We start from the raw sequence: 14558 nt of genomic DNA on the forward strand, positions 1-14558 counted from the left end.
TAAACTATACTCCGGAAAATAATTTAACCAATAATTAACCATACTATCTTTCATCGTATCCTCCAACCAGTACTAAGAGTCTGGGACAAAAGTCTAACCTTAAATATAAAAAGCTAACAAAACGAGTTATCTGACACTCAGAATTCTGTCTTATTCGCTTTTTTGTCTAATCTATCGATTTTTAAAATTTATAATCAAGAATTCCTAAAATCAAAATCTTTTTGTCCCAGACTCTTAGGTGTACACCTAAACATTTTATCCACCGACAATAATAATATCCATTACCAACAATAAAATTGGGGAATTTTTTAAAATTTTCTTCATATTTAGACTTCCTTTCAGTTTTTATTTATTGTACAATAAATAAGAATCAATTACTTTTTTGTTGGGAAAACGGGAAAATTATGAAATCAAAACTTGGTATCACACTCAGAAAAGTTCGTAAAGGAAAACAAATCAGTTTATGTTCTGTTGCTGACGAGCATCTTTCTAAATCTCAAATATCTCGATTCGAACGTGGAGAATCAGAAATCTCATGTATTAGACTAATCAATATTTTAGACAAGTTGCACGTTACCCTAGATGAGTTTCTTATTTTACACGATGATGACTACACCAATAGTGAATCATTTGCTAACCTAGTTCAATATATTCGTAAACAATACTCATCACAAAGTATTGATAATATAGCGTGCCTACTATCTGACACTACAAATTACACTCTAGATCCTTTAGAGAAAACTATGGTAAAATCCATTCTGCACACAATGGATTCGAGGATCATTCCATCAGATGAAGAACTACTTCAACTGACAGACTATCTTTTTAAAGTCGAAAAATGGGGTTACTATGAGATTATTATATTTGGTAACTGTGCACGAACAATTAACTACAATTCCTACTTCTTATTGACAAAGGAATTGTTAAAGAATTATATCTACTCTTCTCTGAATAAAACCAATAAACGAATGGTCACTCAACTTGCTATAAATTGTTTAATTCTTAGTATAGATGAGGAAAAATTTTCTAATTGTTCCTATTTAATTAGTGAGATAAAAACATTATTAGATAATGAATTTAACTTCTATGAACAGACAGTTTTTCTCTATGCAACTGGATACTATGAATTTAAACGCCAATTAAGTAGTGGAATTGAAAAAATGAAACAGGCCATACAAGTTCTCGATATTTTAAGAGAAGACAAGTTAAGATTACACCATACTGATCATTTTAATAAACTAGTAAATAAAAAATAAATGAAATTATTCTCTATATTTTAACGAATTAGTCGTAAATACTATTATTCTAGTAAAGCATTCTCGTGAAATTTTAGGACTGTAAATTTATTGGTATTAATAATTTTCACAAACGAATCCTGTCTTCTAGCTATCTCCTCATATTCATTAATTTCATTACCAAGTTCCTGTTGTAATTTTAAAATATCTGTATTGAGTCGATCTAACGTTATTGATTCCGTCATGTTCATTTGGGCAAAATCATACTTAGCTAATTTTCTAGTCTCATGATCTTCACTCTTCAAATTGATAAGGACTTCCACCATCTTGTTTAAGGTGGCGATTTTTTCTTGGGTTTCTTCTAGCTTCATATCAATCTCTGCAATTTCTAATACAAGCTCATCTTTGATTTCTTGGTATTGTTTGTTCGTGTTAGATAGTTCAATCATAAGATTAATTTCAGAAATCTTGTCTTAAAGACTTTTTAAAGTTGGTCGTCTATATGGGAGTTTTTGGCTATCGTTGCTCAATTATCTGATTAAAGTCCTACCCTTGATGAAACAATTATTATCCTTGTTTTCTTTATTATAGACAAAGTAAAAAGACGTTTCTCGAATGTAGACTTTATATTTTTTCTGATTGTCTTCCTCAAAAATATCTAGCTGGTAGTTAGGAATAAAGATGAGTCCACTCTGTTTAATACCAAACGAAACCCGGATATAGATACCATCATCAACCAACTTCTCTATCTGATTATCCGTAAGTTCAATCTCAAACTCATGGATAGCATCTCGTTTTTCCTTGTATTTCTTGAAGGCTTCCTCGATTTCTTCAGCGGAGACTTTCTCCTTATGCTGCTCCTCTCGAAAAGTCTGAAAATCTTCCTGAAGATTTTCTAATGCTTGAATATCTCTAACTTCTCTATCTTCAAAATAACGATTAAAAAATTGAACATCGTACAATTTCTTATCGCTAATTTTTTTATGATTCAGGCTTATCTTTTGATTATCTTCTTCCAGGATAAAAGTTACATTTTTTTGTTTTAAGTCAATGGTTAGATTCAATTCTTTTGCTTTTGTTATTAAATCTTCTAAAGAATTGACACGGTTCAACAAAAATTCTAAACGACTTTCAATCTCTTGTTTGGCAAAATGTATTCTAAAAAATTCTTCATCATATAAATCTCGTTTGCTGAGTTGGCGTCCTCGAATTGGTTTTATCATCGTTCTATCTGTCATCAAAAAACGGCTATGCTTTTGACTAAAATCAATCTGAACATACAACTGCTTTGCTTTCTCTAAAAAATCATCAAACGATTTAGATTGCTGCAACAAATATCCACAGAGGACTTGTACCTCAGATGTACACTATGCCTGTCGGACAAAGAAAAAAGTAGGCTAAATTTCTAACCTACTTTTTCTGACTCTACTCTGATAAAGCCGTCTCATATATAGACATTTTATGCTTGAAGGAATCTTTTCCTCCCTCTAATTGATTGATGATATGATTTTTTATATATTTTTCACTAACATATCCCTGTGATTCAATCCATCCGTTAACTCCATCTGACTCCATAATAACAACTTGATCTGTCATAGAATTTGTTACAATTGTAGCATTATGTGTTGCTAAAATAATTTGACGTTGAGCTTTCACATCTCTAAACTGCTGAACTAAATGCCTGTAAATATAACGATTGTCTAGATTGTCTTCAGGCTGATCAATAATCAATGGTCTGAAGTCTTTAGAATAATCACTATATGCTAATAAAAAATCAAGCATGGCTACAACTTTTTGTCCCAAACTTAATACACCAACTTCTTTATAGACAATATCAAGTTGGTGCGAAGATTCTTTCGAGTTAATATTAAACTCCAAAAATAACCTTTCATTAGCTACATGCTCTTTTAAAACTCTTTTAAACTCATTTAATAAACTACTATTTTCAATTAAAGAGTAGATACTCTTTTTTAAATGCGTAATGTTGTATTCATTAATTTCAGATTTATCTCTCCAATTATTTTCTTGTTTTGCAAAATTATCTTCAGAGATACTTTTTAAAAGCATAAAATACTTATTAGGGATATTTTGTCTTACAATGACTTTAACAAATTCTTTCAATCCTAATTCCCGATAGATAAGATATAAAACGTCTGCTACATCTTGCATACTAATTCTATAATTATCAAACGAAGAACGATTATTCTTGAAAAGATAATTTTCGAAATGCGGTTCTTCCCATCTATCAATTTGCTCATAACAAATTCTTAACTTACCAATCTGAGTTTCATTAAAATCCTCAATAATTTCGAGTATTAATTGCTTCCGCTGTTTTAAATATTCATCAAGTTCCTTTAATTTTGCTTCAAACGATTCGAGTGTCTGAGTTCTTAGCCCATAGTCTGGTCTCGGTAATTTTTTATTTTTAATCATTAAATTAGAAATAAATTCTGTAATTTTTTCACCGTCAGCTGTTTTAACTAACTCATTAACAGAATATCTCCTATCAAACATTTTCTCTAAAATTCTAGTTTTATCAACTAATTTAAAATGGTTACCTTCAACTTTATAAACTTTTGTGTACTGAGACCGTGTCCATTCTTTAATAGAGTCAGAATTAAATATATAAGAATAGCCAAACCTATTCTCTCGATTTTGCCCATAATATTGTAAAATATTATCCTTATTTTCTTGTTTGACATCTGGCAAACTAACTTCAATAATATATTCAGTTTCTTCTAAAACATAGAGTACAAAAGCATTTGCATGGTTACATAGAAATTCCAATTTGCTTTGCTTATCACAATCTTGAGAAAGTACAAATTGTAACATATCAATTAATGTGCTTTTACCTGTACCTCTCCCTCCAATTAAACAATTCATAGATGGTGAAAATGTTAAAAAGAAGTCTTTATCTTTTTTTAACTTATCACCTGCAAGAAAACTTCTATTTTCCCCACGATTTTCTATATATAATCCTTTTATATAGGACTTTTGTTTAAAGCTTGGCTCACATAAACTAACTGATACATTATAATCAAACAATGCTTCTTGAAACATCTTGAAAGAAATTTTTCCACCTTTCAACCACAGATTGTTCTTCCCGAGTGAATCAATTTCGTGAGAATCATTATCTAATAGAAAATTGGGCTCACAATTAAAATCTGTTAATAGTTTTTTTCTAGAACCTTCAACAGAATTTATATTTTTAACACCAATAAATCGTGTGTTTTCTTTAGAAAAAATTTTTCGTTTATATGCACCTGATAAGTGAGAACCTTTTTTCAAAATGTTATAACTATTGAAATGAGCAATATAATTAACTATTTTTTGATTATTGAAATCTTTCATGATAGTCAGTGAATGTTGATAACTTCCATCTTTCTCACTTATAATATTTTCACTTAACCATTGATTAACCCATGACTCTTGTTCATAATCATATATACATACAATATGCAATTTATCTGCTGCACTAATTTCTACTCCATGTAAAATATGAGGATGTATATCATAAATCGGATAATTTTTCATTATGATTGAGACTGCCATTTGTAACTTTTTAATACCTTTGGTAGTATTATGATCAGTTACTACAACTATTTCTATTCCATTTTTTATGATTGCCTCTGCTAACATAAGAAAACTAATATATTCTTTTGAACTAGAAAAAACAACCTTATCAAAATTACTAAAAAAAATTGTCTTATCAACTTTTATTTTCTTATTTTCAAAAAATATATCATATAGTTCATCTTCAGTAATTTTTCTATATTTCGTTGCAGTCCAATTAGAAAATAGCTTGTAATCATAAGAAGCAGGTGTATGCAAATGAATTAAAGTCTTGTGAAAGCTACCGAATTTCTCTTTGGAATTTGTTAGTTCTTGATAAACAAACTTTATCTTGTTATTAAATCCTCTCACTTCTACTCTCCTAAAAATATCAATTGTTTATTTTTCAAGTAATTCATTAAGTCTCTTTTCCCCCACCTTCAACATCTCTTTCTCTACCTTGCTCCATTTTCCGAAGAGGCATTCTTGTAGCACTTCTGCTGCTGAAGTTTTATCTTCTCCTGAATCATATACACAACTTCTATCTCGTTGATAAATTTGAATTCTTTCAAAGATAGCCAGTTCTTCCAATTGTCGTGTATTATCAACTAGATGATTTACAATGAAATCATGATGTTCTTTTGGAGTTGCGCGTGCTTGATTTGGATTGACAGCGTACAGTTCTTCGTATCGGATAAGGGTGCTCAGATAGGACAATTTGGGCTTTGTCGCAATTAAGGCTAATTGTACTTCATATCCCTCACTTTTCAAGAGTTGTGCTGTTTTCTTTGGAACATCTATCGTTCGTAAAGTTCCCTCAATCAAAAGATTGTATCCCAAATGACTCAATTCGGTTACTAAAGACTCTACCATTTTCCCTGCAAAATCCTTGGTGTATTCAACGCTATCTTTGCCATATTCTTGCTGCAGTTCTAAATAGTGTGGATGCTGAGAACGAAAACTATCGCCATCTATGATAACAATATTTCCTTGAAATTCTTTCTGTTTAATACGATGAATTGTAGTCTTGCCAGCACCACTTTGCCCTCCAAGCAAAATCGCTATAGGTTGCTTACTGAACTTTTTTCCTCTTGTCAGAGAACGAAGATTCCGTGCCAAAGCATGTTTGAATTCACTATCGGTATAATCTTGGATTTCCATTAGGCTACCATCCGTTTTTCAGATATCTCTAACATACGTTCAATTCCATCCAAATAACCGATATATCTCTCTATTTCATCAAAAGTTTCTACTAAATAGATATTCGTATGAATCAAGTCAGATAGATCATCACTCATTAAAATCCAAGGATTAGATTCATCATCAATGCTAATTCCCTGACTATCTTGATAACGATAGAGTCGAGATAATAGATTAGCACCTCGTTCTTTCACAATTTCAATTTTTAAAGTCAATTCATAATCTTCAACAGGATTGAGCATTTTGTCTTCTCCTACGATATCAACATAAGATACATTAAACTTCTGACAAATGATATCTATTAGTTCCGTAGAGACTGGACTAGTTCCATTTTCATAACGACTCAAGCTATTGCGAGAAATTCCTATAATTTGGGCAAATTCGGGTTGTGTTAAGTCATGTGTTTTACGTAAGGATTTTATGTTCTTTCCAATCATGGCAAACTCCTTTATTTTTATAAATCCATTATAGCATAAAAAAGCAAAACGCACCAAAAATGGTGCGTTATTTCTTGTTTTTCTAGCCTAAACTTTACTTCTATAAAAGCCACCTTAAAGAGTAATTCCTTTTTCGGTGGCTTTTCAAAATACTATACATTAAAATACTCTTGTTTAATTTTTGTAAGCAAATTGTTAGCAACAGAAGTTACACCAACATGCATCCGTTCAGGATCAGAATAATCTAGATTACGAGCATAGACTTCTGTAACAGTCTGAGCAATACGCTCATCCAATTTATAATTGGAGGCTTTTAATAGTGCTTGAAATAATTCTGAACTATATAGTTTAATATTATTTTCCAATGATACTACTGCCATTTTTGTAACTCCTCTCCTGTTTTTGATTGATAAACCTTCTCTATTTTCATTATATCACAAAAAGATTGGTTGTGAATGGATAATTATTTAAAAGAATAGGGGTTTCTAAACTCAGCAAGCATTTCTTCTTTTGTAATTTCATTCTGACGAAAACGAGCTAAAGCTTGGGGTGGATTGTCATCAGTCTGAACACCATAGATAAAACCAAATTGGTGTTGTAATTCATCTGGATTTCCCCGATTTTGAAAGACAAATTCCGCAAAATCTAAATCTGACTCTGATTTTTTATGTTTTGCAAAATAGTGACAACGATAGTCAGGGGTCTTAAAAATTTCTACAAAATTTGAAATACGAAATTCTACTATAATTCGAATCTATACATAGCTTACTTCTGGTCATTTAAAACGAACCCTGTTCTCCAAAATAATTTTATTAAAAAGAAAAACCCTGCCAAATTAATTTTTGGTAGGGTTTTTGGTAGGAAACTAAATTAATTTATCAGTTTCTAAAATGTGTTCACGATTCTAAAAGGCTGATACTATAGTATCCCGAATTCTAATTGGTATATGCCTCTTATTTAAGAGTAACTGAAGCTCCAGCTTCTTCCAATTTAGCTTTGATTTCTTCAGCTTCTGCAGTTGCAACGCCTTCTTTAACAAGTGCTGGTGCACCGTCAACAAGTTCTTTAGCTTCTTTAAGTCCAAGACCTGTGATTTCACGTACAACTTTGATAACGCCAACTTTTTTGTCGCCTGCAGATGTCAGTTCAACGTCGAATGACTCTTTAGCAGCACCAGCGTCAGCAGCACCAGCTGCAGCAACAGCTACAGGAGCAGCTGCAGTTACACCAAATTCTTCTTCGATAGCTTTTACAAGGTCGTTCAATTCAAGGATTGAAGCTTCTTTAATTTCAGCAATAATGTTTTCAATGTTCAATGCCATTGTTATTTCCTCCAAATATGTTTTAAATTTATAATAGATTTTCGTAGCTAGGCTACGCTGCGTAGCTTAAGATTAAGCTGCGTCTTCTTTGTTGTCTGCAACCGCTTTGACTGCAAGAGCAACGTTGCGCACTGGCGCTTGAAGTACAGAAAGGAGCATAGAAAGAAGTCCTTCGCGGTTTGGAAGAGTTGCAAGAGCAAGAATCTCTTCTTTAGATGCGACAGCGCCTTCGATTGCACCACCTTTGATTTCAAGTGCTTCAGCGTTTTTAGAAAAGTCGTTCAAGATTTTCGCTGGTGCGATAACATCTTCGTTAGAAAATGCTACTGCAGATGGTCCAACAAATACAGATGCAAGATCTTCAAGACCAGCTTTTTCAGCTGCACGACGCAAGATTGAGTTTTTAATCACTTTATACTCAACTTCGCTTCCACGAAGCTCACGACGAAGAACTGTATCTTGCTCAACTGTCAAACCACGAGCGTCTACAACGACGATAGATGCAGCAGCTTTCATTTTTTCAGCTACTACGTCAACTAGTTCCGCTTTTTTAGCAATAATTGCTTCACTCATTAGTGTGTTCACCTCCGTTATTATTTTGCTTGGGGAAATTTTTCAAAAGAAAAACGCGCCCAAACCTAGACACGAAAGTACAATACGCTTCTTTTTACATGATACGTTTTGTCCTCGGTAGGATATTTATGAGTCGAACTCCCCTACTGTCTTAGGCAGTTTTTTCAAACCGTATATAAGTATAGCATAGTCAAAAAAAGAATGCAAGACTTTTGCAAACTTTTTTCGTGATTTTTCTTTTAAAGTTCTACTGTTAGGACTTGGCCTTGCTTAACAACCTGTTCTCCAGCGATATAAACATCATCAACGTCACTGGATTTAACAGCATAGACGAGGTGAGAAAGCATATTTTCCTGAGGTTGGAGATGAATTTTGCCTTGTGGTTGAATAACGAGAAAATCTGCCTTCTTGCCGACTTCTAGACTTCCTATCTGATTTTCCATTCCTAGGACCTTAGCCCCTTCGATTGTTAGTGCCTTGAGAGCTGTTTCAATAGGGAATTGGCTGGCATCCCCACTTTTCATCTTCTGAAGAAGGGCTGCAGTCCGTCCTTCCTCAAACATATCTAGATTGTTATTGGAGGCAACCGAATCCGTCGCAATTCCGACTGCTACTCCTGCTTTTTGCAGTTGAATGATAGGAGCAATCCCTGATGCCAGTTTGAGGTTACTAATAGGATTGTGGGCAATAGACACTTGAGAAGTTGCCAAGCGTTCAATTTCTCTCTCGTTTAATTCGACCCCGTGAGCAAAGACAGACGGATGATCTAAGTAACCCAGTTCTTCAAGAAAGGCGAGGGGGCGTTTGCCGTATCGTTTCAGGATAATTCCTGACTCCTCCTTGGTCTCCGCCACGTGGATATGGATTGGAATAGCAAGCTCTTTTGCCATGTCTAAACTTTCTTCCAGCAAGTCTCTATCACAGCTGTAGGGAGAATGTGGGGCTACCATCACCTTGAAATTTGGATTTTTATATCCAATAATTTCCTCAATGATTGCTCGAGTTCTGCTTATGGTCTCAGCAGTTGTCTCTGCCTCTGAAGAAAAAAGAGTCGGTGAGAAATAACAACGCATCTTGGAAGTTTTCACTGCCTGATAAATCCGTTCAATATCCACACCATTGGGATTATACATATCGTTAAAGGTTGTTGTTCCCGACTGGAGCATCTCTATCATAGCTTCTTTAACCGCTCTTGCAGTCATGTCGGGAGTAAATCCTGCTTCTGCTGGCCAGATATAGTCATTAAGCCATTCATGGAGATTGCTATCATCTCGAATTCCTCTCAATCCTGTCATAGCAGAATGGGTGTGACAATTGACCAAACCAGGCATAATCCAGGCCCCCTGATAGTCTATAATCTGCTCAGCTTGCTCTAAAATCTCTGACTGCTCTTGACCGACATAGACTATTTGAGAATCCTTAACAGCTAAGATTCCATCTAGATAAACATGGAAATCTTTGTCACAAGTCACGATATTTACATGATGAAAGACTTTCATTCTAGGCTCCTTTTCTAAAAGACAATTTACAGTGAACAATTTTTCTAGCTATTGTAACAAAAAAGTCACCCGAAGGCAACTTTTTTCGTCCATAAACTTTCAAAAGAGAATGGCTTATTCAGAGCTAAAAGCTGCAGCTTGCTGCATTTGGTAATACTTGCCTTTTCTAGCCATGAGGTCCTGATGATTGCCATGCTCCACAATATCGCCATCCACCAAGACAAGAATCAAATCTGCATCCTGAATAGTTGACAAACGGTGAGCAATGATAAAGCTTGTACGCCCCTTCATGAGTTTAGCAAAGGCATCCTGTACCAGCACTTCTGTCCGCGTATCGATGGATGAAGTTGCTTCGTCTAAGATAAGAATCTTTGGAATAGCCAGAAAGACTCGGGCGATGGTCAGGAGCTGGGCTTGCCCAACAGAGAGAGATTCTCCTGCATTTTCCAACTTGGTATCGTATCCCTGTGGCAACTGTTGGATGAAAAAGTCCGCATTGGCTGCTTTGGCAGCAGTAATCACCTGCTCCCTACTGGCTTTAGGATTTCCAAAGGCAATATTGTCATGAATAGTCCCTTGCTTGAGCCAGGTTTCTTGGAGCACCATGCCAAACTGCTGGCGTAAAGAGGCACGACTATAGTCATAAATGGATTTCCCATCCAGCAAGATATCTCCTGAATTAATGGGATAAAAACGCATGAGGAGATTGATAAGGGTTGATTTGCCAGCACCTGTCGGACCAACAATGGCAACCTTGCTACCAGCTGGAATAGCGATAGATAAGTCCTTAATCAAAATCTTTTCAGGATGGTAACCAAAAGAGACATGTTTAAAGGAAATAGCTCCCTTAACTTGGTCACTGGTCAAGACTTCCTTGCCTGTTTCAGCAACCTCAGGACTTTCTAAGACAGCATAGACGCGCTCTGCACAAGCCAGAGCACTTTGCAACTCAGCTAGCACTGAAGAAATATCGTTAAAAGGCTTGGTGTACTGTTGAACATAGTTCAAAAAAGTCACTAAACGCCCAATGGTCAAGGTGGAACCCATCATGATACGATAAGCTCCCACTCCAGCTAGAAGGGCATAAATAAGCGCATTGACAAAGCGAGTCGAAGGATTGACCGTTGAAGAATAAAAGATAGCTGACTGCGAATAACCTGCATAGTTGGCATTCGCCTCGTGCAGTCTTTGGATAAAATCTTCTTGAGCATTAAAGGACTGGATAATGGTCTGCTGGCTCAACGATTCTTCAATCAACTGAGTCTGAATTCCCCTCGTCTCTGTTTGCTTTTGGAAGTGATGATAGGAGCGTTTGGCAATAAAGCGTGAGATTACCATAGACAGTGGCGTCAACAGCAAGACCAAAAGAGTCATGAGGAGATGAATTTGAATCATGGCTAGAATGCTGACTAAAATCATCAAGACACCAATGAAGAATTGGTTAAAGATCATGATCAAGCCAGCTGCCAACTGTTCTATGTCTGTTGTCACCCGACTGACCATCTCCCCACTGCCTTGCCGATCCACAAAGGCAATCGGTAAACGATGGAGCTTATGGATGATTCGCTCTCGTAAGTCTCTGGTATAAGAGAAAATTAGGCGATTATAGAGGAGAGGATTGGCCCACTGCACAAGGGTATTTCCTATGACCACCAAGATCATTTGAATAAAGATCTGCCAAAAAACTGGTGAAGAACCAGCCACTAGGACTTGGTCGATGACCTGCCCAATCAGAATAGGTAGGTAAATTGATAAACCAACTTGGGCAATAGTTCCTAGAAAGGCTAGAAAAAGGAGGAAGGGATGGCTTGCTAAATCTTTGGCCAAACGTTTGAGAGTCTGGTTTGCAGTTTGTCGTCTCATGCTAGTCCTCCTTTCCATGTTGGGATGCATTGATTTCACGATAGACTTGACTAGATTTCATCAAGTCCTCGTGCTTGCCGATAGCTAGGAGATCACCTTTTTCTAAGAGGAGAATCTGGTCTGCCATCTGTAAAGTCGATGTTCGTTGAGAAATCAAAATTAAGTTCGTATTTGGCAAATTTTCTCGAATAGCTTTCAAGAGTTTGGACTCAGTGATAGTGTCCAGTGCCGAGGTAGCATCATCTAAGATGAGAAACGGTGCCTGGTGCAAGACTGCTCGTGCGATAGACAACCGTTGTTTTTGTCCACCTGAGAAATTTCGACCTCCTGCCTCAACTAGGGCATCCAAGAGTCCTTCCTTTTCACTGACAAAATCCTTGGCTTGCGCGATTTCCAAGGCTTGCCAGAGTTCTTGGTCTCTTACTTCTTGATTGAAACCTAGAGTCAAGTTGGAACGAATAGTTCCCTTAAAGAGTTCGACTTTTTGGGGCACATAGGCAATCCAAGACCGCCACTGCTCAAGATTACGAGGACTAAATCCATCTCGATAAAGGTCTATGCTCCCCTTGTCTGCTGGATAAAGTCCAAGGATGAGTTGTACTAAGCTTGATTTACCAGAACCTGTTCCCCCAATAATACCAAGGATTTGCCCTTGCTGCATATCAAAGGAAATGTCTCTCAAAGAAGGCTGGGCCGCATCAGGATAGGTAAAGGTCAGTTCTTGAACTTGTATAATCTGATCACTGGTAACTTGCTTTTTCTCTAATTCTGAATGGATATCCTCTGGAGCTTCAGCAAAGACTTCCTCGATTCGCTTAGCAGAGATGTAAGACTGGTTTAGAGAATTGATCAGCATGGCGAGCTTGACCAATTCCACCAAGATCTGTAGGAGATAATTAATAAGGGCAATGAGAGCACCTTGACTTAGCAATCCTCCTTGAATAGAAATATAGCCTTGCCAGATAATAACGAGAAGAGTTCCATTAACAATCAGATAGGTCAGAGGTGTTAATAAACTAGACCAGAAACCTGTCTTTTCTTGTAATCTAGCATAGACTTGGTTAAGGGTTTGAAAAATTTGTAACTCTCGTTTTTCTTGACCAAAAGCACGAATAACCCGCATCCCTTGTAATTGCTGGCGTGTTTCCTGAACCAGTTGGTCCGTTTTCTTTCTAAGACTACTGTAGAGAGGATTAACCAGTCTAGAGAGTCCTACAATGACGATGGTCAAAATGACAACCATGACCAAGAACCAGAAAGTCAGCTCAGCTGAGATGCGATAGGCCATAAAGATTGCCCCAAAAACGATAATAGGCGCTCGCAAAAAGAGACGCAGGAATTGATTGATACCAGTCTGAATCTGGTAGGTATCTGAAGTCAAGCGAGTCACCAAGCTAGAAGTGGTCAGACGATCTCTACTATCCTTGGGCAAGGAAAGAATATGACGATAAAGATCGTTTGTCAATTCCTTGGCAAAACCTACTGCTGCCTTTGCTGAGTAAAATTGAGCTATCAAGGCCACTAAAACGCCAATCACTGCAAATATAAGGAGCAGGCCAATCTGCATCCAGAGATGCCCTTGATTTCTCTGAGGCAAGGATTGGTCAACAATCCCAGCAATCACCATGGGAACCAAGAGCTCAAACACAGCTTCTAACAGCTTGAACAGAGGGGCTAAAATCGATTCCTTAATGTAGGGTTTGAAGTAAGATAATAAGTGTTTCATAAATCCCTTCTATTCGTATTCTAGAAATGAAGAAAGTGGGAAGCGCCCACCATCTCTGTTTTATTTGTTTAAGTAAGGCAATAGATAACTATATCCTTCCTCTTCCATCTCATCCTTGGCCACAAAGCGCAGAGAGGCAGAGTTGATACAGTAACGGAGGCCACCTAACTCCCGAGGGCCATCTGTGAAAACATGACCCAAGTGAGCATTGCCTGACCGAGAACGAACCTCGATTCGCTCCATTCCATGGCTCATGTCCTTGTAATAATGAATCAATTCCTTGGAAATCGGACGGCTAAAACTTGGCCAACCACATCCTGAGGCAAACTTATCCTTGGCGAAAAAGAGTGGCTCACCCGTCGTGATGTCTACATAAATCCCTTCTTCAAAGGTTTGGTCATAGGCATTGGTAAATGGAGCCTCTGTAGCAGCTTCTTGGGTAACACGATAGGATTCTTCTGATAAACTTTCCTTTAACATCTCTTGACTAGGCTTTTCATAGTTAGAGGCATCAATCAATGGCTTCTCAGCATCAGTCACATCGATATGACAATAACCTGAAGGATTTTTCTTAAGATAGTCTTGGTGGTAATCTTCAGCCAGAATGTAGTGGCGTAGTTTCTCCACCTCTACTGCAATCTTTCGACCCAGCATGCGTTCCTGCTCCTGCACCACTGTGTAGATAGCTGGCAAATCTGCTTCATCCTGGTAATATATACCGGTCCGATACTGACGTCCACGGTCATTCCCTTGTTGATTGACTGATAATGGATCAATAACACGGAAATAATAAAGTAAAATCTCTCTGAGTGACACTGTCTTCTCATCATAAATCACTTGAACCGTTTCTGCATGGTCTGTTTCCTTGAGTAGCTGGTAATTTGTCGTTTCGACTTGTCCATTAGCGTAGCCAACACTGGTTGCTAGCACTCCAGAAATACGTGAAAAATACTCCTCTAAGCCCCAAAAACAACCGCCTGCTAGATAAATTTCTGTCATCTTTATTTCTCCTTTATCAAGTTTTTAACTAATACTCTTCGAAAATCTCTTCAAACCACGTCACCTTACATCTGCAACCTCAAAACAGTATTTTGAGCTAACTTCGTCAGTTCTATCCACAACCTCAAAACACTGTTTTGAGCTGACTTCGT

The 14558-nt window shown here is 36.7% G+C and carries 11 protein-coding genes, 1 pseudogene and 1 other annotated feature; of the genes and pseudogenes, 1 reads left to right on the forward strand and 11 read right to left on the reverse strand.

What is annotated here, in order from left to right; translation table 11 throughout:
• Window positions 1-404 precede the first annotated feature (404 nt).
• Window positions 405-1256 (forward strand): Rgg/GadR/MutR family transcriptional regulator, encoded by an 852-nt coding sequence (locus HT697_RS08590; RefSeq protein WP_050243183.1) that lies wholly within the window; start codon window positions 405-407, stop codon window positions 1254-1256.
• A 44-nt stretch (window positions 1257-1300) separates the two neighbouring features.
• Here HT697_RS08590 and HT697_RS10390 read toward each other — a convergent pair.
• The 11 genes and pseudogenes from HT697_RS10390 to msrB all read right to left on the reverse strand — a co-directional run.
• Window positions 1301-2572, reverse strand: a pseudogene (locus tag HT697_RS10390) (SAG1250 family conjugative relaxase); the annotation flags it as partial.
• 88 nt (window positions 2573-2660) lie between these two features.
• Complete coding sequence (locus HT697_RS10525; RefSeq protein WP_112445227.1) at window positions 2661-5159, reverse strand: Spaf_1101 family AAA-like ATPase; 2499 nt, start codon at window positions 5157-5159, stop codon at window positions 2661-2663.
• Window positions 5160-5186: 27 nt separating this feature from the next.
• The gene (gene pezT, locus HT697_RS08615) at window positions 5187-5948 is read right to left on the reverse strand and encodes a type II toxin-antitoxin system toxin PezT (protein ID WP_173253370.1); all 762 of its coding nucleotides are present in this window, start codon (window positions 5946-5948) and stop codon (window positions 5187-5189) included.
• Complete coding sequence (pezA, locus tag HT697_RS08620) at window positions 5948-6424, reverse strand: type II toxin-antitoxin system antitoxin PezA (protein ID WP_112445231.1); 477 nt, start codon at window positions 6422-6424, stop codon at window positions 5948-5950. Before pezA ends, pezT begins: the two co-directional genes overlap by 1 nt.
• A 152-nt stretch (window positions 6425-6576) precedes the next feature.
• A complete protein-coding gene (locus tag HT697_RS08625) occupies window positions 6577-6804 on the reverse strand; it encodes a hypothetical protein (RefSeq protein WP_050243459.1) in 228 nt (75 codons plus the stop codon).
• Between the two features lie 573 nt (window positions 6805-7377).
• On the reverse strand, window positions 7378-7746 hold the full coding sequence (gene rplL / locus HT697_RS08630; RefSeq protein WP_173262930.1) for a 50S ribosomal protein L7/L12: 369 nt from the start codon (window positions 7744-7746) through the stop codon (window positions 7378-7380).
• Between the two features lie 72 nt (window positions 7747-7818).
• Window positions 7819-8319 (reverse strand): 50S ribosomal protein L10, encoded by a 501-nt coding sequence (gene rplJ, locus HT697_RS08635; protein ID WP_001287277.1) that lies wholly within the window; start codon window positions 8317-8319, stop codon window positions 7819-7821.
• 38 nt (window positions 8320-8357) lie between these two features.
• Window positions 8358-8493, reverse strand: a sequence feature (ribosomal protein L10 leader region).
• Window positions 8494-8558: 65 nt separating this feature from the next.
• On the reverse strand, window positions 8559-9818 hold the full coding sequence (locus HT697_RS08640; RefSeq protein WP_173262933.1) for a TRZ/ATZ family protein: 1260 nt from the start codon (window positions 9816-9818) through the stop codon (window positions 8559-8561).
• 114 nt (window positions 9819-9932) lie between these two features.
• A complete protein-coding gene (locus tag HT697_RS08645; protein ID WP_112444054.1) occupies window positions 9933-11681 on the reverse strand; it encodes an ABC transporter ATP-binding protein in 1749 nt (582 codons plus the stop codon).
• 1 nt (window position 11682) lies between these two features.
• On the reverse strand, window positions 11683-13407 hold the full coding sequence (locus tag HT697_RS08650; RefSeq protein WP_173219096.1) for an ABC transporter ATP-binding protein: 1725 nt from the start codon (window positions 13405-13407) through the stop codon (window positions 11683-11685).
• A gap of 60 nt (window positions 13408-13467) precedes the next feature.
• Window positions 13468-14406 (reverse strand): peptide-methionine (R)-S-oxide reductase MsrB, encoded by a 939-nt coding sequence (gene msrB / locus HT697_RS08655; protein WP_173262936.1) that lies wholly within the window; start codon window positions 14404-14406, stop codon window positions 13468-13470.
• Window positions 14407-14558 lie beyond the last annotated feature (152 nt).

Origin of the sequence: Streptococcus sp. 1621, from assembly GCF_013276615.1 — a bacterium.
Classification (GTDB): domain Bacteria; phylum Bacillota; class Bacilli; order Lactobacillales; family Streptococcaceae; genus Streptococcus.